This window comes from Alcaligenes pakistanensis (genome assembly GCF_014652815.1).
Taxonomy (GTDB): Bacteria; Pseudomonadota; Gammaproteobacteria; order Burkholderiales; family Burkholderiaceae_B; genus Alcaligenes; species Alcaligenes pakistanensis.
In genome coordinates this window covers 613,573-636,412 of the sequence record NZ_BMZN01000002.1, presented here as the reverse complement: position 1 = coordinate 636,412, position 22,840 = coordinate 613,573, and the positions used below count along the sequence as shown (strand labels likewise).

Here is a 22,840-nt window from a genome sequence, read left to right as displayed (position 1 = left end):
AACCAGTTAAGGTTGCAAGAAAACAGAACGGCCAGCAGCGCTGATCGGGCCATTGTACCGGCGCTCTATCCCTAGTTCGCTCTCGCCCTTACACTTATCACCATGTCTAGTTCACACAATCCCAATACCGAATTAACCGGCAGCCTGTCGCTGCGTACGGGCGACCATACCTGGGGCAGCGCGCGCCGTATGGCTTTGCTGGCCGCTATCGCCGAACAGGGCTCGATTTCTGCGGCCGCTCGCCATATTGGCATCAGCTATAAAGCGGCCTGGGACGCCATCGACATCATGAACAATATGGCCGGCGAGCCCCTGGTGTTGCGCAGCACTGGCGGCCATCGCGGCGGTGGCGCCACCCTGACACCCAAAGCCATCGAGTTGCTAGAGCTGTACCAAACCTACGACCGGCTGCATCAGCGTTTCATGAACCGCATCGGCCGCCTTATGCCTTCCGTGGCTACCCAGATGGAGTTACTTCAAACCATGATTATGCAAACATCAGCTCGTAACCAACTGCCCGGCATTGTCACCACCATCAAGACCGGTGCCGTCAACGATGAGATTCATGTTGATATTGGCCAGGGCCAAACCGTTGTGGCGTCCATTACACGAGAAAGCACGGAAAACCTGGGCTTGCGCGAAGGGCAGAAAGTTTTGGCCTTTATGAAAGCGTCCTCGATCATGATTGGCACGGGCGACACCCGTAATTCCTTGTCGGCCCGTAACCAGTTGCCCGGCACCATTACCGATGTGATTACTGGCGCAGTGAATGCAGAGGTACGTTTGGAACTGCCCCAAGGACTGACCCTGACAGCCAGCATCACCTTGGACAGCACACAGCGTTTGCAGCTGGAAGCAGGCCAATCCGCTTATGCGCTATTCAAGGCATCCAGCGTGATGATCGCTACGCTGTAACAAGGTCCAGATCGGCGCTGGTACAGCACTCGATAATGCGACCATCGCGAATGCGATAGACCTCTTGGGCCAAGGCCCTGGCATCTTCAGGATCGTGCGTGATCAAGATAGTAGGAATGTCGATCTGGCTTTGCAATTGAGCCAGTTCGGCCCGCAAGCGGGTACGCAAATCCTGATCCAGGGCCGCCAAGGGCTCGTCCAGCAAGAGCAGTTGTGGCTTGATCGCCAAGGCACGCGCCAAGGCACAACGCTGCTTTTGCCCACCCGATAGCTGGGCAGGGTAGCTGTTCAGCACAGACTCCAACTGAAACGCCTCTACCCATCGCTGGGCAGCCGCAGGCATGTCCCGCACCGAGCGATTGAACAAGCCCGTATTCAAACCAAAGCAAATATTTTGTGCGGCAGTCAGATGCGGAAACAGCCCGTAGTCCTGAAACAGATAGGCCACCCGGCGCTCGCGGGGCTTCAGGTTGACGCCCTTTTCAGAATCAAAATAGACCTGATCACCAATTTGAATACGGCCATGATCAGGCCGTAACAAACCCGCCACACTTTGTACCGTCAAGGACTTGCCCGAGCCCGAAGGCCCGTACAAGGCAATATGCCGGGCTTCGGTTTGAATCTGGATATTCAACTCGAAGTGACGGGATTCACTGATTACGGTGCGTTGAATCTGTACATTCAGGCTCATTGCATCCCTCTTTTACGACGTACATGGCGTGGTGACAGGGCACTGGTGCTCCACAAAACCAGCACGCAGGTAATCGAAATAATCGCCACCAGCACCAAAGCCTGCTGATCCTCACCCGCCTGCACCGCCTCATAAATGGCAATAGACATAGTCTGAGTCCGCCCAGGTATGCTGCCTGCAATCATCAAGGTGGCCCCGAACTCGCCCAAAGCGCGTGCAAAGGCCAACAAGACACCCGCCATAATGCCACGCGCCGCCAAAGGCAGACTGACACGAAAAAAGATGGCCAAGGGCCTCAAGCCCAATACGCTGGCGGCATTTTCCAGACGCGTGTCCACATCCTCAAACGCCGCACGGGCGGCTTTCAGAATCATGGGGAAGGCCACCACCGTTGCGGCAATAACCGCCCCCTGCCAGGTAAAGACCAACTCAATCCCTATGCTGGACAGCCACTGACCCAAGGCACTACGCCGACCCAACAAAACCAGCAGGTAATAGCCGATCACAGTGGGCGGCAAAACCATGGGCAAGGTCAAAATCGAGTCGAGCAGGTCACACCAGCGCGACTGCCAACGCGACAAGGCATAAGCAATGCCTATGCCCAGCACGCAAGCGAACAAAGTCGCCCAAGCGGCGACCTTGAGCGACAACCACAAGGGAATCCAAAGTGAAGTCATCCTGCTATCAAAATCCTATCTATCAAGGTTTGGCAAAACCGTATTTTGCCAGCACTTGTTGACCGGACTCGGACATAACGAAATCCTGGAAGGCCTGAGCCTTGTCATGACGACCTTCACGCTGGACCAAAGCGATCGGGTACGTAACCGGTTCTGTGGTCTTGAGCACTTCCAGCACGTCTACTTTGTCTTTCATGATGGCTGCGTCGGTAGCGAATACAAAACCGGCTTCCACTTCGCCACGAGCCACGTAATCCAGCACCTGACGCACGTTCTGACCCAATATTTCGCGCTGTTTAACCGCCTCCCACTGACCCGCTTTTTCCAGGGCAGCCTGGGTGTAACGGCCAACAGGCACAACAGCCGGATTCCCCAAAGCCACGCGTTTGACTTCCGGTTTGCCCAGATCGCCAGCATTAGTCACTTTGGCGGGGTTGTCGCTAGGCACAATCAGCACAACCTGATTCTGCACAAAATTCTTGCGGGTGGCAGGATCCACTGCCTTGGCTTCCTCGGCCTTGTTCATGGCTTTCTGGTCTGCCGAAGCAAACACATCGACTGGCGCACCATTGACGATCTGCTGCAGCAAAACGTCCGATGCCGCAAAACTGGTCAACACTTTGGTGCCAGGATTGTCTGCCTCAAACTGACCGGCCAATTCCTTGAACGCATTAGTCAGACTGGCGGCAGCGGCTACAACCAGCTCATCAGCTTGGGCAGTACCTTGCAAAAACAGGGATAAAGCAGCGACGGATACGACACGTTTGAACATTATTTTCTCCTCCGGGACAGGTGTAACGAATGAGTATAATCAGGAAATATATATAGGTATATAGCGTATGGCCCGTAAACAGCTGAATGAAGCTCATCATCCTGGAGTGATAGCATGATGGCTTTCCCGCTCTGCTCCCGTAATAAAGCTCCCTGTAACTTCGGCTTTATGACTCCCCCATCCCCATGACGCAAGCCAGCCTGATTTCTGATTTCATCACCATGCTCTGGTTACAGGACGGCCTGGCCGCCAACACGCAGCAAGCGTATCGGCAGGATCTGGAGCGTTTGGCTGAATGGGCCCAAGCAGAACGTGCAGACAAAACCCTGGATCAATTGGGCCCCAGCGACTTGCGAGAATGGATGGCCAGCCAGTCCGGCCACAGCAAAGCCAGCACCGCCAATCGCAGGCTAGCCACCTTGCGCCGCTTTTACGATTGGACGGTACAGGAAGGCATGCGTCAGGATGACCCTTGCCTGGAGCTGAGCAGTGCCCGCCAGGCCCCGCGCGTTCCGCACACCTTATCCGAAGAGCAGGTAGAACGCCTACTGGCGGCACCAGACATACATAATCCCTTGGGGCTACGCGATCGCTGCATGCTGGAAACCTTGTATGCCAGCGGCTTGCGCGTCACCGAACTAACAGAACTGCCCTTGCAAAACCTGAGTCTGAGCGACGGCGTACTACGCATTGATCAGGGCAAAGGCGGCAAAGACAGACTGGTTCCTTTGGGACAGGAAGCCCTGCACTGGATCGAACGCTATATGCAGGAATCCCGTCCAGCCTTGCTGGGCCAGCGACGCAGCGACTTTGTATTTATTACCGGGCGTGGCACTTGCATGAGCCGCCAATCCTTTTGGCTGATCGTCAAAAAACACGCCGTCCAGGCCGGAATACTGGCGCCCCTGTCTCCCCACGTCTTGCGTCATGCCTTTGCCACCCATTTGCTCAATCACGGAGCAGACTTACGCGTGGTGCAAATGCTGCTGGGGCACGCCGACATTTCTACCACTCAGATTTATACTCATGTGGCCCGTGAGCGCCTGAAAGCCTTGCACGCTGCCCATCATCCACGCGCCTGAGCGCACAACACCGATATGGCTAAAGAAAAACACGTTAGCGAAACACCAGCCACGCAATGGCTGCGTAAAAATGGCATTGCCTTTACCGAACATAGCTACAACTATGTCGATCATGGAGGAGCCATGGAAGCGGCGGCCCAGTTGGGCCTGGACCTGCACCGGGTGGCCAAGACCCTGATCATGGAAGATGAAAGCGCCAAGCCCTTAATCATCGTGATGCACGGCGACCGTGAAGTCTCTACCAAGAATCTGGCTCGTCAAACCGGCGCGAAAAAAATCGCGCCCTGTAAACCGGATGTAGCCCAACGCCATTCTGGTTACATGGTTGGCGGCACCTCGCCTTTTGCGACCCGCAAGGCGATGCCTGTGTGGTTGGAAGAGGAGCTGCTGGAGTTCGACACTATTTATATCAACGGTGGTCGACGTGGTTATTTATTGGGTATTAATCCCCAGGTTCTGATCGACAAGCTAGGGGCGCGCCCAGTACAGGCCGGCCTGGAAAAAGGCTGATCTCATTGAGCGGCAAATATCAAAAAGACGGAGCTGCCAGCCCGTCTTTTTTACGCCCTTCACAGCTTGAACCATCAAACACAGCACTGAACAGCCCGCAATTTCCATCCGCACCTGGTGGCACTGAGTAGCGGCGTTCTACAACACTGTCCGCCCAGTCGCTTCCCACAAGACAAGGTGATTGCAGCTCCATCGCGTTTCGCCAGATAATTCAAACCTGAATAATAAGAGGGGACCCCATGTTTCAATCCTTGCGCCAGCCCGCTGTTATGACGGTGACTCTGGCAGCCGCTGGCATCTTGATGGTCACCATGGGGATACGCCAATCCTTTGGTCTGTTCATTGGCCCAATTGATAAGGCCACAGGCATGGGCATTATGTCCATCAGTTTTGCCATGGCCGTTGGCCAGCTTGCCTGGGGTGCGATCCAGCCTATTGCCGGTGCGTGCTCCGACCGTTGGGGTCCCGACCGTGTTCTGATCGCTGGCCTCTTGATCCTGGCTTTAGGCTGCGCCGTCACCCCCTTTATCGGCACGGGTTTAGGTTTGACGTTGACCCTGGGCCTATTGGCCAATATCGGTTCAGGCGCTGCCAGCTTTTCCACCTTGATTGGTGCTGCCGCCCAGCGCTTGCCAGACCATGCTCGTGGTCAGGCTTCAGGCTTGATCAATGCGGGCGGCTCCTTCGGGCAATTTGTTTTTGCTCCCCTTGTTCAAAAACTGATCGCCTTGGTAGGCTGGATGTCTACCTTCTGGGTGTTGGCTTTGACTGCCCTGCTGACCTTACCCTTGATCCGCAAGCTAAGCCCACGCGAACACAATAAAAAAACCACTGTCGCCGCCGCACCCGTAGCCAGTGGCCCAGGCTTAAAACAAACCCTGAAAACAGCCATGACAGACCGCAGCTATTTGTTGCTGAGTCTGGGCTTTTTCACCTGCGGTTTTCACATTGCCTTTCTCGTCACGCACCTACCGGGGGAAATTGACCTGTGCGGACTGCCCCCTTCGGTAGCCAGCTGGTCACTGGCATTGATCGGTCTAGCCAATATTTTTGGCAGTATCGCTGCCGGTTCCTGCATTGCCCGCTGGCGCAGCAAATACGTGCTGGCGCTGATGTATGCCTCGCGAGCCGTGCTGATTCTGTGGTACTTGATGATGCCCAAGACAGATCTGGTGTTCTACATCTTTGCCATTGGCCTAGGCCTGACCTGGCTAGCCACCGTGCCGCCCACCGCCAATATCGTTGCCAAGCTGTTTGGCACGCGCTATCTGGCCACGCTGTTCGGCCTGGCGTTGTTCTCCCACCAGATTGGCGGCTTTCTGGGGGCCTGGTTAGGTGGCATTTCACTGACCCGCTTTGGCGACTACAGCTGGATGTGGTGGGCTGATATTGCCTTGGGCGTGATGGCAGCTATCGTCAACCTGCCTATTCGCGAAGCCAAGATTAAGATGCAGACGGCTTAGGCGATCAAGCCAGGGCTGAACCTTACGCAAGAATATTCACGCTACAGCCGCAAAGCTCAACAGCCCCGCCATCATGCTTTTCCAGCACCTGGATAAATGTCCAAGCTCCTGGAAATAGCTGATCACCGGCGGGGCTTTTGTTAGGCGTAAACATAAGTCCTTTTTACACGGGATTAAGAAACTATCTCAGCCTAAAGGCGGCAATCCTAGAACATGGTATTGCTATTGGCCGCCTGTTCCGGCACGGCCTGAATCACATCCCAGTGCTCCACAATCTTGCCGTTTTTCACCCGGAAGATATCAATCACCGCCTGCCCGCGATCTGCCTTGCCATTGGTCGAATGCACGTGCAAATAGACCAGATCGCCATCCGTCGCGCTACGCACAATGCGGGCACGGGACTGCGGATTGTCTTTGAAGTAGCCACCAAAATAGCCCACAAACGGGGACTTGCCATCAGGCACTTCGGGGTTGTGCTGAATATAGTCCTCAGCCACCACCGTCGCAGCTTGCTCTACCTCGTGCTTATTAAAGAAGCGATCGTAAAAATCGACCACCAGCTTGCGATTGCTTTCCTCCTGAACCAGATTGCGCGCCTGTGAATCCGCAGCCGACGCTACATTTGTGCCCAACAAGAAAGAGCCCGCCAACAACACTGGAGATACCCATCGGATTATGCCTTTCATCAGTCAAACCCCTAGTTAATAACCTACTGTGAATCGCTGGCGCGAGTGTGAAGGACGCTCAATCTCGTCCACCAAGGCGATAGCGTAATCCTCATAAGAAATCTTGCTGCCCTGGTCTGAGACTAGCAGGCTGTCCTTACCAAGACGGAACTTGCCCGTGCGCTGTCCAGGACCAAACTCCGCCGAGGGAGACAGGAAAGTCCAATCCAGCTCCTGCTCCTTACGCAACTGATCCAGGAAAGCAATGCCGCCCAAGGCCTCCGTACGGTACGCGTCCGGGAAGGCGGGCTGATCAATCAAACGCTGGCCGGGAGCCACTTCAAGGCTGGCTGCACCGCCCACAAGCAGATAGCGCTTCACACCTGCAGCCCGAACCGCCGTGATCAGTTTGGAGGGATCGGTAGACACAAAACGAACTGCGCTAATCGCCACATCGTGCCCTTGCAAGAGCGCGATCAAACCGTCCAGATCATTCACATCACCTTGAACAGCAGTGACATGGGGCAGGCTGGCAATTTTTTCAGGATGGCGGGCAATCGCTGTCACCGTATGACCACGATCAGAGAGTTCTTTCAAAAGGCGCGAACCGACTTCGCCAGAAGCACCTATCAATGCAATACGAGACATAACAGCTCCTTGTGTGCTCAAATTAAGACCTGGTCTATAAAGTAGACCATTAAACGTAATGCTAGATAGTTTTTTGACAGTCCACAAGAAGTCACGCAGGCCATACCAGGTCACACGGAAGTGACTATTGAACCCAAGAAGGCGATGACAAATGTCCTCATCAAGCGCAGCAGCACTAGTTTCCAGTCCACTACAGGAAGAGTTTGAGCAACCCTGTCCTATTCGTGACGTGCTGGATCGAATTGGCGACCAATGGAGCCTGCTGATCCTGGAATCCCTGGCGCCGGGCACCCTGCGCTTTAACGAGCTGGGCCGGGAAATTGGGGATATTTCCCGCCAAATGCTCTCGCGTACGCTCAAGCGACTGGAAACTGATGGATTTGTACAACGGACCTTGTATGCGGAAGTGCCCCCGCGTGTGGAGTACACGCTGACCGAACTGGGACAATCCTTTCTGGTGCCCATGAGGGAACTGGTGAAATGGGCGGATGTACATCATGCGCGTATTTGTCAGGCGCGCCGGGAGTCACAAGCAGAGTAATTGTTTACCCAAGTGCAGCCTGCCTTGTTGGCAGCTACGGCTTGCCTCTTACTATCTGCCATAGAAAAAGCCGCTATCACGCGGCTTTTTCTATGGGTAGGCGCAAGGAGTTCAAGCCGCACTGGCTGGCAAACCAAACACCCGGTCAAAGGTCCAACTGAAGATAAAAGAGTAGATCAGGAAGAACACCAAAATGGCCACTTCCATCCGTAGGGCTTCCATCAAACCGACCTGATACCACCACATATACAAAGGCACGATGGCAAGTACCAGACCAGCCTCAAAGCTGACTGCATGCACGCCGCGTCGCAACAGGCTGCGACCCTTGACACTTTGACGGGATTCCCAATGCTCGAAAGCCGTGTTGAACACATAGTTCCAAACAATCGCAATAACCGAGATTGCGACGGCAATCGGTGCGGACTCGGACGCCTCGCCACCGGCAAAGTACGCCAGCAGGAACGAGGAAAAAACAATGGCAAAAAATTCAAATAAACCCACGTAAAAAGCGCGGCGTTTCCAACCTTGGAGTGTCATGACTAAGCTGCTTATGCGCACGCCCCACAGCCCCACATCAAGGAGCCCGGAGAACGTTACGATTAAAAATACGATGGCGGGCCCAGCAGGAATCGAACCTGCAATCTTCCCTTAGGAGGGGAAAGTTATATCCATTTAACTATGGGCCCGGTGGGCTTTCTGTGGAGTGGGCCTATAAGGCCAGACGCCACATACACCGCAGGAATACAAGCTTTTTCCCGCCAGGTGCAGCCGGAAGTGCCACAGCAAAAGGACTGTTCGAAGCCCTTACCCTACTGCTGCGCGCTTCTCAGAAAAGCAGCCGCAAAGTGTACCAGCTAGACCGCAGGGACGAAAGGATTGAAACAGCGAAACAAACCACCCCGCATTGCATGAAAAAAACCCCACAAGAGCAACGCTCATCCTGACGGTTCAAGCAAGCTTCAAAACCCACACCCACATCCCAAAAAACAGGTACTAAAACGGCCAATCCCTGCCGAACGTCACCCAAAAAACCCACCTAAACCCAATCGGCATGCCGTCCCCAACGCCTTCTAGGACAAACCCCAATCTAAATATGTTGTTAATATATTTATAAAATATTAAGATGCTTTCCATGCTCTCGCCCTGGCCGCTGGCCTCAGACAGAGCTGGACTATAAAAAAACCACCGGAGACAAATATGAAATCCAAACTTGGTGCATCACGAATTGCTGGTTTGTTTTTGTTATGCGGTATGGCCTCGGTACAGGCCGCTGATATCAGCTGGCGCGTCCCCACTTCTGTACCGGAGGGCTCACCCTTTTATCAGAACTTCCTGGAGCGTTTCGCCAAGAACGTGAAGCTCATGACAGGAGACCGGGTTGAAATCCAACCCTTTGGGGCGGGGGTCATTGTTCCAGCCCTTAAAGTATTTGAGGCGGTAGAAACAGGTGTAGTCGAAGCTGGACACTCAACCTCCAGTTATCTGGTCAATCAAGATCCGGCCAATGCCATTTTTGCGGGCTATCCCGGCGGCATGGGGCCTGATGCCTATCGCGTCTGGCTGTACGAAGGCGGCGGCAAAGAAAAGCTGCAGGAGCTGCGCTCCAAAAACGGCCTTAAAACCATGATTGTCGGTTTGGGTTCCACTGAAGTGCTGGCCCACTCCAACACCCCCATTCGTAATGCAGAGGACTTGAAAGGGCTGAAGTACCGTACCTCCGGTGCCTGGGCCGACGTAATGAAAGACTATTTCGGCGCTGTTCCCACGGTTGTGCCGCCTGGCGACACCTACACCCTCTTGCAGCGCAAAGGCGTCGATGCCGTGGAATGGGCCACGCCGTCCTCCAATACTCCCGAAGGTTTTCATCAGGCCGCCAAATACATCGTGGTCCCCGGAGTGCATCAACCCACCTTTATGTGGGAAGTGGTCCTCAAACAAGACACTTGGGATAAAGTGCCGGCCGATTTGCAAAAGCTGATCGAGGCCGCTGCCGAACTGACTACTCATCAATCCCTGGACTACTTCTACAACGCCGATATCAAAGCGATGGAAAAGTATCGTCAAGGACGCAATGAAATCATCACCCTGGATCCTGCCTTTATCAAGCAATTGGCGCAGGCAGGCAATGACTGGGTGCATAAGAAAGCTGAGGCACAAGCTCAATCAGGCAACGACTACATGAAAAATTTGCTGACTGATTACGACGGCTTCCTGAGCCGCTGGCGCAGTGAAAGCAATTACTTGATCCGAGACTAAGCCCCACTTTCTGAAGGAGAGCTGCCATGCTGCAGCCTATTTCAAAACTGATCGACTTTATCGCCCTTGTCAGCTCTCGGCTGGCGGAAATGGCGGCAGCAATCCTGGTCACAGCCATGGTGTGGGAAGTTTTTGCTCGCTACGTCCTTCACGCCCCTACGGTCTGGGCGTTCGATGTCGCGTACATGATGAATGGTGCTATTTTCCTGCTAGGCATGGCCTGGGTGATGCGTCAGAACGAGCACATCAGCATTGATGTGGTGCGCAAGCACTTACCCAAATCACTTGCCGGTATATCAGACTTGGTCCTGTATCTGCTGGTGCTGTTTCCCTTGTTTGCTGTTTTAAGCAAGGTCAGCATCTACAAAGCCTGGACAGCCTGGAAGCTGAATGAGGTCGAGATGGTCAGCCCTTGGGCTCCGCTTATGTGGCCGTTCTACGCCTGCATTGCCGTTGGCCTGATCGCTTTTACCTTACAACTGCTGGCACATGGTTTGCGCTGTGCGGTCAACGAAAATAACCATGCTGAAGCCGAGGTGAGCCCATGAATTTATGGATCGCCGGACTAATGTTTCCTGCTCTGTTCCTGCTGATTTTCCAGGGCATGCCAGTGGCTTTTGCTCTTATCCTGCCCGCTTTCCTGGCCGGTTGGTACGCCTTTGGCCCCATGGTTTTTGACCAGATGTATGGCGCTTTATATGGCGCTGCCACCAACCATATCCTGTCAGCGATCCCCATGTTTGTCTTGATGGGAGCCCTGCTGGAACGTTCGGGTATCGCGGCACGCTTATTTCGCACCATGCAGTTATGGCTGGGTGGGCTGCCAGGCGGGCTAGCGATCGCCACAATCGCCATGGCAGCCACCTTTGCCGCTGCGGCAGGCGTGGTTGGGGCGGTGGAAATCATGGTGGGGCTGATGGCTATTCCGGCCATGAAGCGCTTTCGCTACAACAACTCGCTGATTGCTGGCACGATCTGCGCCGGGGGTTCTCTGGGCACCATGATCCCTCCCTCGGTGGTCGCGGTCGTCTATGCCTCCCTGGCCCAGGTTCCGGTTGGAGAGCTGTTTGCTGCCATGCTCTTTCCAGGTTTGTTGATGACAACGCTCTTTGTCGCTTACATCCTGATCGCCACCACGCTCAAGCCGGAGTTGGGGCCGCGGGTGGATGACGAGGATATGCGTAGACCTTTGGGTGAAAAAATCAGTATTACCATGCGTGGTCTAGTGCCCATGATGCTCCTGATCATCGCCGTTCTAGGCTCCTTGATGAAAGGGATTGCATCGCCTACTGAGGCTGCTGCCTTAGGTGCCGCGGCCGCTGCTGTCCTGTGCATTTTCTACCGCCAATTCAACTGGGAGGTTTTCAGTGGGGCCTTGCGGATCACGGTGCGCATTACCGCGATGATTATGCTGATTGTGGCCGGAGGTACCATGTTCACCGGGGCCTTCGCAGCCAACGGTGGGGCCAAGCTGGTGCAAATGCTAACCAGCGATCTGGGTCTGGGCAGTACCGGTACGATCATCCTGTTCTTGGGTATCGTGTTTCTGCTGGGCTTTGTGCTGGACTGGACAGCGAACGTGCTGATTTGCGTTCCTCTTTTCCTACCCTTTATTGTGGCAACAGGATTGGACCCTTTATGGTTCGGCGTCATGGTGATTGTCGTCATTCAAACCAGCTACCTGACACCGCCTTTAGCCTCATCCATTTTTTACCTCCTGTCCATTGCCCCTAAAGACATGACATACGGACAAGTATGTCGAGGGGTCGTGCCATTTATTCTTGCCCAACTGCTGACTTTGCTAATCGTCGCTTTGTTTCCTGCGATTGCAACGTGGCTGCCTCAGCAAGTATCCGGTTTTTAATGCCATTTTTATATTGGAGTCTCTGTGAGTAGCGCCCCCACCCCTTCTTCTCGTGCCGCTGAAACCGCTTATCAAGCGATTGAGCAGTTAATTGCCACACTCAAACTGGAGCCTGGTCAGGCCATTGTAGAAAGTGATCTGGTGGAAATGACAGGTTTGGGACGCACCCCCTTGCGCGAAGCTTTGATGCGCATGGTGGCCTTGGGATTGATCGAACAGCAGCCACGCCGAGGTCTGCGTGTCAGTGAAATCCGCGTGGCTGAACATCTGACTCTGATTGAAACGCGCCGGGTTCTGGAGCGCTTGATTGTGCAAGGGGCCGCCCGATGGGCGACTCCCTCTCAGCGCAGCACCTTGCTCGCCCACGCCCAGGCCATGGTGGATGCCGCCAACGCCAAAGATATAGACGCCTACATGCTAGCTGATCAGCACCTGGACGAGGTCATCCACCAAGCCTGCCGCAACACCTTTGCTGTACAGGCGGTCACTCCCATGATCGTTCAGTGCAGACGATTCTGGTACGCCTACCAATACGAAGGCGACCTGGAAGCCGGAGCCCAGGCTCATTTGACCCTGGCCGAAGGGATACAGGACGGAAATCCCGATATGGCTCTGCAGGGATCCGAGACGCTGATGGCCTACCTCAGCGCCTTCACCCGCAAAGTCATCGAATAAACCCATAGATCAACTATTAATAAGCTGGAGACAACATGAATCTGAACGGCATTCTCGTTCCTATCGTTACCCCATTTGACGCCAATAATCAGTTGAATGAAGAGGCCCTGGAGCGCCTGGTTGAGTGTTTTATTGAAGCCGGAGTGGGCGGTATTGTGGCTTGCGGAACCACGGGCGAATACTACGCCTTGAGTGCGCAAGAGCGTCGCCGCGTGCTGGAAATCGTTGCCAAGACCGGGCGTGGTCGCACCACATTGATTGCCGGTGTGAACTCTCTGTCCCCGGCCGAAGCCATCAGCCGGATTCGTGAAGCCGAGGAGTTGGGTTATGAAGCTCTAATGCTTTCTCCCACCCCCTACAGCTTGCCTGGGCAGAATGAGGTGGTGGCGTATTTCAAGGAAGTGGCGGCAGCCACCACGCTGCCCATCGTCATGTACAACTTCCCTGCACGCATTGGCATCCAGATTGAACTGGAGTCCGTCTACGAACTGGCCAAGGTCAAAAACATTGTGGGCATCAAGGAAAGCAGCGGCAACTTCAGCCGGGTGGTTGCCATGGTCAATGCCGATCTGCCCGACTTTCAAGTCATTTGCGGTTGTGATGACCAAGCGGCCGACTTCCTGTTCTGGGGCGTTCGTAGCTGGATCAGCGGCGGAGCCAATGTGTTTCCTGCCGAACAGGTCCACATGCTAAAAGCGGCCGAACAGGGAGACTGGGCCAACGTGCGTCGCATGATGGGCGCCATGCTGCCCGCGATTGCCGCGATGGAGTCCGGCAACTACAACCAGAAAGCCAAGCTGGGCTGCGTCCGTCACGGCATTGATGTCGGTTCGGTACGTTTGCCCCTGCTACCAGTCGATCAACAAGAACGCGACAACTTTCTGGCACAGATCAACGCATACAAAATTGAACAGGAGGCCTGAATGCCCCAGCAGAAAGACACTGTATTTGACTTGGCTCGTGCAGGAAAACTGCATGCCTCGCACCTGATCCCCGGACATCAGGCAGCCAATCACATTCAGCTCGACAACATCAGCCCTATTGATGTGGCCGTGATTGGCAAAATTGCCGCCGGTGATGCCTCTGACGTTCAGGCTGCCGTTAAAGCCGCCCGTGCCAGTTTTGAATCCGGTGAATGGTCTGGCCTGTCTCCCGCAGACCGCAAAAAAATTATGCTTAAGTGGGTGGCCTTGCTGGAGCAACACGCTGAGGAACTGGCCGCACTGGATTGTGTCGATGCAGGTAAACCTATCACCGAATGCCTGAACACCGACATGCCAGCCACGATTGACACCTTTAGCTGGTATGCAGAAACCGCTGATAAATGCTTTGGCCGCATTTCGCCCACTGGCCCAGATGCCTTGGGTTTGATCATGAAAGAACCGATTGGGGTAGTTGCTGCGGTGCTGCCCTGGAACTTTCCCGCTCAAATGTATGCGTGGAAAGTGGCACCAGCCTTGGTCTGCGGGAATTCCGTGATTGTTAAACCTTCGGAACTAACCAGCCTCAGCGCGTATCGCATGACGCAGTTGGCGCATCAGGCCGGCATTCCAGAGGGGGCCTTAATCCTTATTACCGGCACCGGCGAGCAGGTAGGGGAACCTCTGGGCCGACATGAGGATGTAGATATCGTGTCTTTCACGGGCTCTACCGAAGTTGGGCGACTGTTCCTGAAATACTCCGCCGAAAGTAATTTGAAGGAAGTGGTTCTGGAGTGTGGCGGGAAAAGCCCCCAGGTCGTTTTTGAGGACGCCCAGCTAGACGAAGCGGTTCCTGCCATTCTGGCAGCAGCCTTCTGGAACATGAGCGAGAACTGCAGTTGCGGCTCCCGCCTGCTCGTACATAGCAGCCTGAAAGACAGCCTGTTGCAAAAGCTCCAGGTGGGACTGCGCGACTGGAAAGTGGGCTTGCCCACAGACCCCGATGTCTCTATCGGACCTATGGTCGAACAGGCACACTTTGAAAAGGTAGCCAGCTTTTTGGAGAACCCAGGCAAAAATGCCAAATTGGTTCATGGTGGCCGAATTCACAAAGAACTGGGTAGTGGCTGGTATATCGAACCCACTATTTTCGATCACATCACCCCCGAAGACCGCCTGTTCCAGGAAGAAGTGTTCGGCCCCGTGCTAGCTGTGACGACCTTTGAGACAGAGGAACAAGCCATCGCTCTGGCGAACGATACCCAATACGGTCTGGCCGCATCCATCTACACCCACGATGTGCGTCGAGCACAGCGGGTCGCACGCAAGATCAAAGCGGGCACAGTCTCGATCAATGGCTTTTCAGAAGGCGATATCACCGCTCCCTTTGGCGGTTTCAAACTGTCCGGCTTTGGCGGTAAAGACAAGGGAATGGAAGCCCTGGATCAATACCAACAGACCAAGACGGTTTGGTACGTAAACCAATAAGCTATCCCAGTTTTCAGTTTGCAATAAAGGCAAGCTGAACCTTGCTCCTCCACATTCCAAGCGCAGATCAGCGCCTGGTGTGGGGGCAGTCCTTAGAGTAGGCCGGCCAGGCAAGACTAATAAAAAAACGCCCCCCGCTCCAGCGGCACCGTCTTATCCGTACACACCCTTTTCAACTCCTGCGCAAACAATTTATCCACCGGGCGCTGCGGGCCTGCCATTCTGGTAAACAGGGCGATGGGCGACAACCCCCACTCGAAGGAATACGGCACGATCGCCACCCCGGATACGCGCACCAGCTCCTCGGCGATTTCGGTGGGAACTACGGACACCGCACGGGCATGGTTCACGATCAATTCCCCAATCAGCTTGGGAGACGAAGTTTCCACGCTAGGCACGGGCTCCAGCAAACCGGCCCTTAAAAACAAGTTGGCGACTTGTCGCCGCATCGGCGTGTTACGTGGCCCCAAAATCCAGTCCAGATCCTGTAACTGCGCCCAATCCAGCTTACGGCGCCCCAATCGACCGGCTAACTCTCGGCTGGCGATCAGGCGGGGTTGCTGCGCATAGAGGGCTTCATGGCGCAAGCCTTTCATATTCAATTCAGGCGAGCTACGAGCCACGACCGCATCCAAGGCATGATCGCGTAATTGTTCCAGCAGCGTTTCGGTCAGACCTTCGGTAATACTGACCGAGACGACCTGTCCTTGGGGACGCGTAGCTCGCAACGCGGTTGAAACCAGCTTGCCGGACACCAAAGGAATGACTCCCAAGCGCAAGTGAGCCTGCCGCCCCATGCTGTGCGCCTGCAAGTCCAGGCTCAGCAACTCCATATCCTGCACCATCGCCCGGGCACGTGAAATGACAATCTGCCCTTGCGCTGTTGCCTCCATGCCACGCGACGAACGCAGAAACAGGGGTGTGTCAAATACTTGCTCGACCTCAGCCAAAGCCTGGGTGACAGCAGGCTGGCTCATCGCCATTAAATCCGCCACTTTGGTAAGTGAACCCAGGCGATCGATCTCGATCAGCAAGGCCAAATGGCGCAGCTTGAGCCGTTGCACCAATCTATGGGCGATATCGTTTGTTTCCAAGCCTTTATCTCTATCTATAAGCAATTACTAATGGGGTAATAATAAGCCCTAATACCCAGGCCTGTTTAATTATCTACACTTGTTGAAAAGCGGCGCTGGTGCCTACTTCCCACGCCATCCCCGGATTCCACCAAACACCTGTTTGACGCCTGAGTAAGAGGAAACTATGAGTTCACCCGTAGATCGACAAGCTGCACTGGATTATCACGAGTTCCCGATTCCCGGCAAAGTCACGATTGCCGCGACCAAGCCCTTGGTCAGCCAACGTGATCTGGGCCTGGCCTACTCGCCTGGCGTCGCCGCCGCATGTGAAGAAATCGTTATCGACCCACAAAATGCCTTCCGCTATACCGGTCGCGGCAATCTGGTGGGTGTGATCTCCAACGGTACTGCTGTGCTGGGTCTGGGCAATATTGGTGCGCTGGCCTCCAAGCCCGTGATGGAAGGCAAGGCCGTTCTGTTCAAGAAGTTTGCCGGTCTGGACGTGTTTGATATCGAGATCAACGAAACCGACCCGGACAAGCTGGTGGACATCATTGCCGGTCTGGAGCCTACCTTTGGTGGCATCAACCTGGAAGACATCAAGGCACCCGAGTGTTTTGAAGTGGAGCGCAAGCTGCGCGCACGCATGAATATTCCCGTCTTTCATGACGATCAGCACGGTACCGCCATTTGTGTGACGGCTGCCTTCCTGAATGGCCTGAAAGTTGTCGGCAAAGACATCAAGAAGATCAAGGTTGTAACCTCCGGTGCCGGAGCTGCTGCTCTGGCATGCCTGGACTTGATGGTGGACATGGGTCTGCCTGAAGAAAACGTCTGGGTGACTGACATTGATGGCGTGGTTTACAAAGGCCGCCCTGGTCATCAAGTGCCTGAACTGGCCCGTTTCGCCAAAGAAACCGACGCCCGCAAGCTGGCTGACGTGATCGAAAACGCCGACGTGTTCGTAGGCCTGTCCGCCGGTGGCGTGCTGAAAGCAGAAATGCTGCAGAAAATGGCAGACCGTCCCTTTGTGATGGCGCTGGCCAACCCGACACCGGAAATTTTGCCTGAAGTGGCCAAAGCCGCGCGCGATGACGTGATCATGGCGACCGGCCGTTCGGACTTCCCGAACCAGGTCAACAACGTGCTGTGTTTCCCTTACATCTTCCGCGGTGCATTGGATGTGGGTGCAACCACGATTACCCGTGGCATGGAAAAAGCCGCTACCCGCGCCATTGCTGCCTTGGCGGAGGAAGAGCAGGACGAAGCGGTGGCCGCTGCTTACGGTGGCTATGGTCTGAGTTTTGGCCCCGACTACTTGATTCCCAAGCCCTTTGATCCCCGCCTGATCGTGCGCATCGCTCCTGCTGTAGCCCAAGCTGCCATGGAAGAAGGCGTGGCAACCCGCCCTATCGCCGATCTGGAAGGCTATATCGCCAAGCTGCAACAGTTCGTCTACCACTCCGGCGCTTTCATGAAGCCCGTATTCGCGATTGCCAAGCAATTGGTGCGTGAAGGCGGCAAGGCTCGCATCGTCTTCACTGAAGGTGAAGAAGAGCGTGTTCTGCGTGCGGTGCAAGTGATCGTGGACGAGAAGCTGGCCCAACCCATTCTGGTAGGCCGCCCTGCTGTCTTGCTGTCCCGCATCAAAAAGTTCGGCCTGCGCCTGCGTTTGGGCGTGGACGTGGAAGTGACCAACCCCGAGTCCGATGACCGTTTCCACCAGTACTGGACAACGTACTGGGAAAAAATGTGCCGTCGCGGTATCAGCAAGGAAATGGCTCGCGTGGAAATGCGCCGTCGCCTGACTCTGATCGGCTCCACCATGGTGCATCTGGGTGATGCCGATGGCATGATCTGCGGCACGATCGGCTCCTATCACAACCACCTGCGCTACGTTGATGAGATGATCGGTCGCAAGCCCGGCTCCAGCGTCTACGCCGCCATGAACATTCTGCTCTTGGGCGAGCGCACCGTGGCCCTGACGGATACGCACGTCAACGACGACCCGAATGCGCAGGAAATTGCGGAATACACCATTGAAGCGGCTCGCATGCTGAGCACACTGAGTCTGGAGCCCAAGGTTGCCCTGCTGTCGCGCTCCAACTTCGGTTCGGACTCGGCTGCCTCGGGCCCCAAAATGCGCGAAGCACTGAAACTGATTCAGGAACAGGCACCAGACCTGCAAGTAGACGGCGAAATGCACGCCGACTGCGCGCTGGACGAGTCCTTGCGTAGCCGCACCTTGCCTAACTCGTCCCTGAAGGGCTCAGCCAACCTGTTGGTTTGCCCGAACGTAGACGCTGGCAATATCAGCTACAACCTGCTGAAAACAGCAGCAGGCAGCAACGTAGCAATTGGTCCCTTCCTGATGGGTGCCAACGCTCCGGTGCACATCCTGACTTACAGCTCGACCGTGCGTCGTATTATCAATATGACCGCTCTGACGGTGCTGCAAGCTAACCGTGGTTAAGCCTTAGGGCTGAACAAAAAAACCGGCCTGTGAAGGCCGGTTTTTTTATGGGTAAAACATACCGTCAAACGCTTATTCCAGCTTGATATTGCCTTTCTTGACCACGTCATGCGCCCAGTCGTATTGCTCTTTAATTTCCTTGGCAAACTCTTCAGGCGAATTTCCCGATGGCGTAGCACCTTGCTTCTCCAAAGCCGAAATAATCTCGGGCTTTTTCAAGGCCTCAGCAGCGGCTTGATGCAGTTTGGCGACGATTTCAGGAGGCGTGCCTTTAGGAGCCAACAGACCGTACCAAGCTGGGCTGTTCAACTGCGGATAGCCCTCTTCAGCCAGTGTAGGCACATCTTTCAACGCCGGTAGACGCTCGGGCCACGCAATGGCCAAGGCGCGCAAGTTGCCCGCCTGGATCTGGGCCATGGACGAAGGCAGGTTATCAAACATAGCGTTGATCTGGCCACCCACGGCATCGGTCACAGCCGGGCCGGCGCCACGGTAGGGAACGTGCACGATATCTGTGCCGGTTTCCAACTTGAAGGCTTCGCCAAACAAGTGCAGAACCGAGCAAGTGCCCGAGCTACCGTAGGAGTATTTGCCGGGATTGTCTTTGAGCTGCTGCACAAACTCCTTGAAGTTCTGTGCCGGGAATTTGGGATTGACCTCGATCACGTTGGGCAGGTTGGCAAAGTTGCTGACCGGCATGAAGTCTTTCAGAGGATCGTAAGGCAAATCATTGGGACGGCAAGCGGGGTTCACCGCAAGGGTCGAAATAGTGGCAATCGACAAGGTATAGCCATCGGGTTTAGCGCGAGCCGCTTCTGCTGCTCCAATTGCGCCACCGGCACCACCTTTGTTTTCAACAACCATTGTTTGGCCCAGCACTTCGCTCATGCCCTTGGTGACAATACGCGCCACAATGTCAGTGGAGCCGCCAGGAGCGAAAGGAACGATTACTCGGATCGCCTGATTGGGGTAGTTAGCTTGAGCCTGTGCAACCGTCGCGGTGCCAATCATCGCCAAACTTGCACAAAGGGATAGCAGCGCAAATTTTTTGGGAAACTTCTCTATCATGGGAACATCTCCTCTTTAGATTTTTTTGTAGATCCGTCCCCTGGGTAAGGGGAGTTAACTAATAATAGCGCAGCTAAACCTCATTCATTGTTAATTCTGAAAGCAGATACCTACAGGGGATATACCTATATCTGCTTCTATTTACCGTCATCATGACCACAATATTCCCGCTGATTCTGCCCGATTTCTTATTGATTGCGCTGGGCGCTTTATTGCTGCATCGCTTTGGTTTCAGCCGGGAATTTTTCCAGGGTGCCGAAAAGCTGGTCTATTACGTTCTGTTTCCAGCACTGCTCTTTGACTCCATTACCCGCATCCCGCTCAATCTGGGGGATACCTGGCCACTCTTGGTCGCTGCGGCTGCCCTGATTGCCGTCGGGACCGCCCTGGCCTGGCTGGCCTTGCCCATCCTCAAGCCCGAACATCTGCAACATGCTGCCCTGACCCAGTGCGCATTCCGCTTCAATACCTATTTAGGCATGTCCCTGGCCAGTGCGATTGCCGGGCCGTCAGGCGTGGCCGTCATGGCTTTGCTGGTGGGTTTCTCTGTTCCGATGGCGAACATGGTGGCTGTCACTGTATTGGCACGAGGACAACAAGGCCGTATTGCCATCGAGCTGCTCAAAAACCCCTTGATCCTGTCCACTGTGGCCGCCCTGGGCTGGAATCTGGCGGGCTTATCTGTCCCCGGCCCCGCTCAGTTGGCATTTAGCCGCCTGGGAGCTTGTGCCTTGGGCATCGGTTTGTTGTGTGTAGGCGCCACTTTATCCTTGCAGGGTTCGCGCCAGGCCGGTGCCTTAATCAGTTGGATTACCGCTATCAAATTGCTGGCCTTGCCGGTAGCGGCGCTGGCGATTGCCTGGCTGCTGGACATGAGCACACTAGAGCGTCAGATGTTACTGGTCTTTGCCGCTCTGCCCACCGCTTCCTCTGCCCATGTACTGGCTGCCCGCATGGGAGCGGATAGCCGTCTGGTCGCGCTGACCATGTCGATCGGCACTATACTAGCGGGCTTGACCATTCCATTGTGGTTATCCCTCGCTACCTGATTTGCGCCTATGAATCCGCATTCCTTGACCCTGTCCTTGCCTGACGAGGACGCCACCACGGCTTTGGCCGAGCGCCTTGCCCCGCTGCTAAGCGGCCAGGTTCCCGGAGTGCCTACAGGTGGCCGAATTCATCTTCATGGTGACCTGGGCGCCGGTAAAACTCACTTCGTTCGAGCCCTGTTGCGGGGCTGCGGCGTTACCGGTCGTATCAAAAGTCCTAGCTACGCTTTACTTGAAAGTTATAAAGTTTCTAGCTTATACTTCTATCATCTTGATTTTTATAGATTTAGCGATCCACGAGAATGGGTCGACGCTGGTTTTCGCGATATTTTGCAAGACAATGCTGTTGTGCTGATCGAATGGCCCGAGAAAGCAGGGAGTTTATTACCCGAGCCCGATCTGGATTTACACCTGGATTATTGTGGTGACGGTCGCTTGGCCACCCTGGATGCACGCAGCGCCAAAGGAACGCTATGGATTACGACACTCGCCCCCAGCCAGCAGAAGTAGCCCCAGCCGGCAAGGCCCGTCGCCGATTCGTCGCCACGGCCACTACCCTGTTCCTGCTTCCCGTCATCCCGCGGCTGGCTCATGCCAGCACGATCGTGGCCGTCCGTACCTGGCCGGCAGACGAATACACCCGCGTCACCCTGGAGATGGACAGCGAGCTCAAGGCCGAGCACTTCACACTGGAAAATCCGCACCGCATGGTGGTGGATATCCAGGGCTTGACCATGAACCGCACCATTGAAGAACTGGTCTCCAAGGTTCGCCCTAACGACCCGTACATTCGATCTGTGCGTGTGGGCCAGAACCGCCCCGACGTCGTGCGCCTGGTTCTGGACCTGAAACAGGCCGTCGCCCCCCAGATTTTTACCCTTAAGCCCGTTGGCGAATACAAATACCGTCTGGTACTGGATTTGTATCCTCGCGTGGCTCAAGATCCACTGCTGGCCCTGCAAATCCAGGACGACAATGACCCGCTGGCTTCCGTACTGGAAAGCCTGGCTCAAAACTCGCCCGACGTTCCTGTACCCACCGTACAAGGACAAACCTTGCCGCCAGTAGTTCGCAACACGCCGCCCCCCGTCACCACGCCGCCGCGTACGGCGACGCCATCGGCCACACCTGGTACACCCAATCGCCCCTTGCTGATTGCGCTGGACCCAGGCCACGGTGGTGAAGATCCCGGAGCCATCGGTCCCGGCGGGACACGTGAAAAAGATGTAGTGCTGAACATTGCCCGACGCTTGAAGCGTTTGATCGATGCACAGCCCAATATGCGCACCTACCTGACCCGCGACTCGGACTTCTTTGTACCGCTGCAAGTGCGCGTACAAAAAGCGCGCCGGGTAAAAGCAGATCTGTTCATCAGTATTCACGCCGACGCCTGGATCAAACCTAGTGCACGTGGCTCGTCCATCTATGCCTTGTCCCAAAACGGTGCCACCAGCTCGGCTGCCCGTTGGCTGGCCAAAAAAGAGAACGATGCCGACTTGATCGGTGGCCTGAACCTGGGCTCTCATAACCGCCAAGTGGCGCAGATTCTGCTGGACCTGTCTACGGCAGCGCAGATTAATGATTCCGTTAAAGTAGGTGCTCACCTGCTGGGCGAAATTGGCAAGATCAACCGTTTGCACAAACGCAGCGTTGAACGAGCCGGTTTTGCCGTGCTCAAGGCTCCTGACATCCCGTCCATCCTGATCGAAACCGCCTTCATCAGTAACCCTGAGGAAGAGCGCCTGCTGCGCAGTTCCTCGCACCAGGACAAGATTGCACAAGCGATTTTTACAGGGATTCGAGGGTACTTTGCCGAGTTCCCGGCATTGGCCAGCCGTAGCTAAGCTTGGGACAGGGTTACCAGAAAAGCGCAGCAATTGTATGCTGCGCTTTTTTTATGCACCTTGGAGATTGGCATAAAGAGACAATATCCCAGTAGCAAGGATCTGTCTGAGCCTTGGGAAGGGAGTATCTCAGTTTTCTTGAGGTGGGGACTCAAACAGGGTC

At 55.1% G+C, this 22,840-nt stretch carries 23 protein-coding genes and 1 tRNA gene; 15 read left to right on the top strand and 9 right to left on the bottom strand.

Features of this window, described 5'->3' with window-relative positions; all coding sequences use genetic code 11:
- The first annotated feature begins 102 nt into the window (after positions 1-102).
- The gene (locus IE156_RS07885; RefSeq protein ID WP_189391973.1) at positions 103-915 is read left to right on the top strand and encodes a TOBE domain-containing protein; all 813 of its coding nucleotides are present in this window, start codon (positions 103-105) and stop codon (positions 913-915) included.
- Here the strand turns inward: IE156_RS07885 and IE156_RS07880 are convergent.
- Genes IE156_RS07880 through modA form a run of 3 tightly spaced genes read right to left on the bottom strand, consistent with a single transcriptional unit; the run spans position 905 to position 3,055 of the window.
- Positions 905-1,606, bottom strand: coding sequence for a sulfate/molybdate ABC transporter ATP-binding protein (locus tag IE156_RS07880; protein ID WP_189391972.1), 702 nt, complete (start codon positions 1,604-1,606; stop codon positions 905-907). The two genes, IE156_RS07885 and IE156_RS07880, sit on opposite strands and share 11 nt — an antisense overlap.
- A complete protein-coding gene (gene modB / locus IE156_RS07875; RefSeq protein ID WP_189391971.1) occupies positions 1,603-2,283 on the bottom strand; it encodes a molybdate ABC transporter permease subunit in 681 nt (226 codons plus the stop codon). The genes IE156_RS07880 and modB overlap by 4 nt, the downstream gene beginning before the upstream one ends.
- A gap of 22 nt (positions 2,284-2,305) precedes the next feature.
- Positions 2,306-3,055, bottom strand: coding sequence for a molybdate ABC transporter substrate-binding protein (gene modA / locus IE156_RS07870; RefSeq protein ID WP_189391970.1), 750 nt, complete (start codon positions 3,053-3,055; stop codon positions 2,306-2,308).
- A 185-nt stretch (positions 3,056-3,240) separates the two neighbouring features.
- Here modA and xerD point away from each other — a divergent pair, with 185 nt between their 5' ends.
- From xerD to IE156_RS07855, 3 genes are all read left to right on the top strand, one after another.
- Positions 3,241-4,137: a site-specific tyrosine recombinase XerD gene (xerD, locus tag IE156_RS07865; RefSeq protein WP_189391969.1), complete on the top strand. Its 897-nt coding sequence runs from the start codon at positions 3,241-3,243 to the stop codon at positions 4,135-4,137.
- 15 nt (positions 4,138-4,152) lie between these two features.
- Positions 4,153-4,647, top strand: a complete 495-nt coding sequence (ybaK, locus tag IE156_RS07860; protein WP_189391968.1) for a Cys-tRNA(Pro) deacylase — start codon at positions 4,153-4,155, stop codon at positions 4,645-4,647.
- A 239-nt stretch (positions 4,648-4,886) separates the two neighbouring features.
- Positions 4,887-6,110, top strand: a complete 1,224-nt coding sequence (locus IE156_RS07855; RefSeq protein ID WP_189391967.1) for an MFS transporter — start codon at positions 4,887-4,889, stop codon at positions 6,108-6,110.
- Positions 6,111-6,316: 206 nt separating this feature from the next.
- Here the strand turns inward: IE156_RS07855 and IE156_RS07850 are convergent, their stop codons facing one another.
- Together IE156_RS07850 and IE156_RS07845 are read right to left on the bottom strand one after the other, a co-directional pair.
- Positions 6,317-6,796 (bottom strand): nuclear transport factor 2 family protein, encoded by a 480-nt coding sequence (locus tag IE156_RS07850; protein ID WP_189391966.1) that lies wholly within the window; start codon positions 6,794-6,796, stop codon positions 6,317-6,319.
- A gap of 15 nt (positions 6,797-6,811) precedes the next feature.
- The gene (locus tag IE156_RS07845) at positions 6,812-7,423 is read right to left on the bottom strand and encodes an NAD(P)-dependent oxidoreductase (RefSeq protein WP_189391965.1); all 612 of its coding nucleotides are present in this window, start codon (positions 7,421-7,423) and stop codon (positions 6,812-6,814) included.
- A 151-nt stretch (positions 7,424-7,574) separates the two neighbouring features.
- On the opposite strand from IE156_RS07845, the gene IE156_RS07840 reads away from it, so the two are divergent.
- Positions 7,575-7,964: a winged helix-turn-helix transcriptional regulator gene (locus tag IE156_RS07840; protein WP_189391964.1), complete on the top strand. Its 390-nt coding sequence runs from the start codon at positions 7,575-7,577 to the stop codon at positions 7,962-7,964.
- 111 nt (positions 7,965-8,075) lie between these two features.
- Here the strand turns inward: IE156_RS07840 and IE156_RS07835 are convergent, their stop codons facing one another.
- Complete coding sequence (locus IE156_RS07835; RefSeq protein WP_189391963.1) at positions 8,076-8,501, bottom strand: PACE efflux transporter; 426 nt, start codon at positions 8,499-8,501, stop codon at positions 8,076-8,078.
- A gap of 74 nt (positions 8,502-8,575) precedes the next feature.
- Positions 8,576-8,650, bottom strand: a tRNA-Arg gene (locus IE156_RS07830).
- 511 nt (positions 8,651-9,161) lie between these two features.
- On the opposite strand from IE156_RS07830, the gene dctP reads away from it, so the two are divergent.
- Genes dctP through IE156_RS07800 form a run of 6 tightly spaced genes read left to right on the top strand, consistent with a single transcriptional unit; the run spans position 9,162 to position 15,167 of the window.
- Positions 9,162-10,220: a TRAP transporter substrate-binding protein DctP gene (dctP, locus tag IE156_RS07825; RefSeq protein WP_189391962.1), complete on the top strand. Its 1,059-nt coding sequence runs from the start codon at positions 9,162-9,164 to the stop codon at positions 10,218-10,220.
- A 26-nt stretch (positions 10,221-10,246) separates the two neighbouring features.
- Positions 10,247-10,768 (top strand): TRAP transporter small permease subunit, encoded by a 522-nt coding sequence (locus IE156_RS07820; RefSeq protein WP_189391961.1) that lies wholly within the window; start codon positions 10,247-10,249, stop codon positions 10,766-10,768.
- Positions 10,765-12,084 carry a TRAP transporter large permease gene (locus IE156_RS07815; protein WP_189391960.1) on the top strand — a complete coding sequence of 440 codons (1,320 nt, stop codon included), beginning with the start codon at positions 10,765-10,767 and terminating at the stop codon, positions 12,082-12,084. The genes IE156_RS07820 and IE156_RS07815 overlap by 4 nt, the downstream gene beginning before the upstream one ends.
- 24 nt (positions 12,085-12,108) lie before the next feature.
- The gene (locus IE156_RS07810) at positions 12,109-12,759 is read left to right on the top strand and encodes a GntR family transcriptional regulator (RefSeq protein WP_189391959.1); all 651 of its coding nucleotides are present in this window, start codon (positions 12,109-12,111) and stop codon (positions 12,757-12,759) included.
- A gap of 35 nt (positions 12,760-12,794) precedes the next feature.
- A complete protein-coding gene (gene dapA, locus IE156_RS07805; RefSeq protein ID WP_189391958.1) occupies positions 12,795-13,682 on the top strand; it encodes a 4-hydroxy-tetrahydrodipicolinate synthase in 888 nt (295 codons plus the stop codon).
- On the top strand, positions 13,683-15,167 hold the full coding sequence (locus IE156_RS07800) for an aldehyde dehydrogenase (RefSeq protein ID WP_189391957.1): 1,485 nt from the start codon (positions 13,683-13,685) through the stop codon (positions 15,165-15,167).
- 116 nt (positions 15,168-15,283) lie between these two features.
- On the opposite strand, the gene IE156_RS07795 is transcribed toward IE156_RS07800, so the two are convergent.
- Complete coding sequence (locus IE156_RS07795) at positions 15,284-16,261, bottom strand: LysR substrate-binding domain-containing protein (protein ID WP_229841107.1); 978 nt, start codon at positions 16,259-16,261, stop codon at positions 15,284-15,286.
- A gap of 166 nt (positions 16,262-16,427) precedes the next feature.
- On the opposite strand from IE156_RS07795, the gene IE156_RS07790 reads away from it, so the two are divergent.
- Positions 16,428-18,716 carry an NADP-dependent malic enzyme gene (locus tag IE156_RS07790; RefSeq protein ID WP_189391956.1) on the top strand — a complete coding sequence of 763 codons (2,289 nt, stop codon included), beginning with the start codon at positions 16,428-16,430 and terminating at the stop codon, positions 18,714-18,716.
- A 72-nt stretch (positions 18,717-18,788) separates the two neighbouring features.
- Here IE156_RS07790 and IE156_RS07785 read toward each other — a convergent pair whose 3' ends face one another.
- Positions 18,789-19,727, bottom strand: a complete 939-nt coding sequence (locus IE156_RS07785) for a tripartite tricarboxylate transporter substrate binding protein BugE (RefSeq protein WP_229841168.1) — start codon at positions 19,725-19,727, stop codon at positions 18,789-18,791.
- A gap of 209 nt (positions 19,728-19,936) precedes the next feature.
- On the opposite strand from IE156_RS07785, the gene IE156_RS07780 reads away from it, so the two are divergent.
- The 3 genes from IE156_RS07780 to IE156_RS07770 are packed head-to-tail and all read left to right on the top strand — an operon-like array spanning position 19,937 to position 22,677.
- The gene (locus IE156_RS07780; RefSeq protein ID WP_189391954.1) at positions 19,937-20,833 is read left to right on the top strand and encodes an AEC family transporter; all 897 of its coding nucleotides are present in this window, start codon (positions 19,937-19,939) and stop codon (positions 20,831-20,833) included.
- Positions 20,834-20,842: 9 nt separating this feature from the next.
- Positions 20,843-21,343: a tRNA (adenosine(37)-N6)-threonylcarbamoyltransferase complex ATPase subunit type 1 TsaE gene (gene tsaE, locus IE156_RS07775; protein ID WP_189391953.1), complete on the top strand. Its 501-nt coding sequence runs from the start codon at positions 20,843-20,845 to the stop codon at positions 21,341-21,343.
- Positions 21,307-22,677: an N-acetylmuramoyl-L-alanine amidase gene (locus IE156_RS07770; RefSeq protein WP_189391952.1), complete on the top strand. Its 1,371-nt coding sequence runs from the start codon at positions 21,307-21,309 to the stop codon at positions 22,675-22,677. The genes tsaE and IE156_RS07770 overlap by 37 nt, the downstream gene beginning before the upstream one ends.
- Positions 22,678-22,840 lie beyond the last annotated feature (163 nt).

Excerpts from the sequence above, each read along its gene's own strand:
- IE156_RS07885 (WP_189391973.1), top strand. The coding sequence starts at position 103 with ATGTCTAGTTCACACAATCCCAATACCGAATTAACCGGCAGCCTGTCG.
- IE156_RS07880 (WP_189391972.1), bottom strand. The coding sequence starts at position 1,606 with ATGAGCCTGAATGTACAGATTCAACGCACCGTAATCAGTGAATCCCGT.
- modB (WP_189391971.1), bottom strand. The coding sequence starts at position 2,283 with ATGACTTCACTTTGGATTCCCTTGTGGTTGTCGCTCAAGGTCGCCGCT.
- modA (WP_189391970.1), bottom strand. The coding sequence starts at position 3,055 with ATGTTCAAACGTGTCGTATCCGTCGCTGCTTTATCCCTGTTTTTGCAA.
- xerD (WP_189391969.1), top strand. The coding sequence starts at position 3,241 with ATGACGCAAGCCAGCCTGATTTCTGATTTCATCACCATGCTCTGGTTA.
- ybaK (WP_189391968.1), top strand. The coding sequence starts at position 4,153 with ATGGCTAAAGAAAAACACGTTAGCGAAACACCAGCCACGCAATGGCTG.
- IE156_RS07855 (WP_189391967.1), top strand. The coding sequence starts at position 4,887 with ATGTTTCAATCCTTGCGCCAGCCCGCTGTTATGACGGTGACTCTGGCA.
- IE156_RS07850 (WP_189391966.1), bottom strand. The coding sequence starts at position 6,796 with ATGAAAGGCATAATCCGATGGGTATCTCCAGTGTTGTTGGCGGGCTCT.
- IE156_RS07845 (WP_189391965.1), bottom strand. The coding sequence starts at position 7,423 with ATGTCTCGTATTGCATTGATAGGTGCTTCTGGCGAAGTCGGTTCGCGC.
- IE156_RS07840 (WP_189391964.1), top strand. The coding sequence starts at position 7,575 with ATGTCCTCATCAAGCGCAGCAGCACTAGTTTCCAGTCCACTACAGGAA.
- IE156_RS07835 (WP_189391963.1), bottom strand. The coding sequence starts at position 8,501 with ATGACACTCCAAGGTTGGAAACGCCGCGCTTTTTACGTGGGTTTATTT.
- dctP (WP_189391962.1), top strand. The coding sequence starts at position 9,162 with ATGAAATCCAAACTTGGTGCATCACGAATTGCTGGTTTGTTTTTGTTA.
- IE156_RS07820 (WP_189391961.1), top strand. The coding sequence starts at position 10,247 with ATGCTGCAGCCTATTTCAAAACTGATCGACTTTATCGCCCTTGTCAGC.
- IE156_RS07815 (WP_189391960.1), top strand. The coding sequence starts at position 10,765 with ATGAATTTATGGATCGCCGGACTAATGTTTCCTGCTCTGTTCCTGCTG.
- dapA (WP_189391958.1), top strand. The coding sequence starts at position 12,795 with ATGAATCTGAACGGCATTCTCGTTCCTATCGTTACCCCATTTGACGCC.
- IE156_RS07800 (WP_189391957.1), top strand. The coding sequence starts at position 13,683 with ATGCCCCAGCAGAAAGACACTGTATTTGACTTGGCTCGTGCAGGAAAA.
- IE156_RS07790 (WP_189391956.1), top strand. The coding sequence starts at position 16,428 with ATGAGTTCACCCGTAGATCGACAAGCTGCACTGGATTATCACGAGTTC.
- IE156_RS07785 (WP_229841168.1), bottom strand. The coding sequence starts at position 19,727 with ATGATTGGCACCGCGACGGTTGCACAGGCTCAAGCTAACTACCCCAAT.
- IE156_RS07780 (WP_189391954.1), top strand. The coding sequence starts at position 19,937 with ATGACCACAATATTCCCGCTGATTCTGCCCGATTTCTTATTGATTGCG.
- tsaE (WP_189391953.1), top strand. The coding sequence starts at position 20,843 with ATGAATCCGCATTCCTTGACCCTGTCCTTGCCTGACGAGGACGCCACC.
- IE156_RS07770 (WP_189391952.1), top strand. The coding sequence starts at position 21,307 with ATGGATTACGACACTCGCCCCCAGCCAGCAGAAGTAGCCCCAGCCGGC.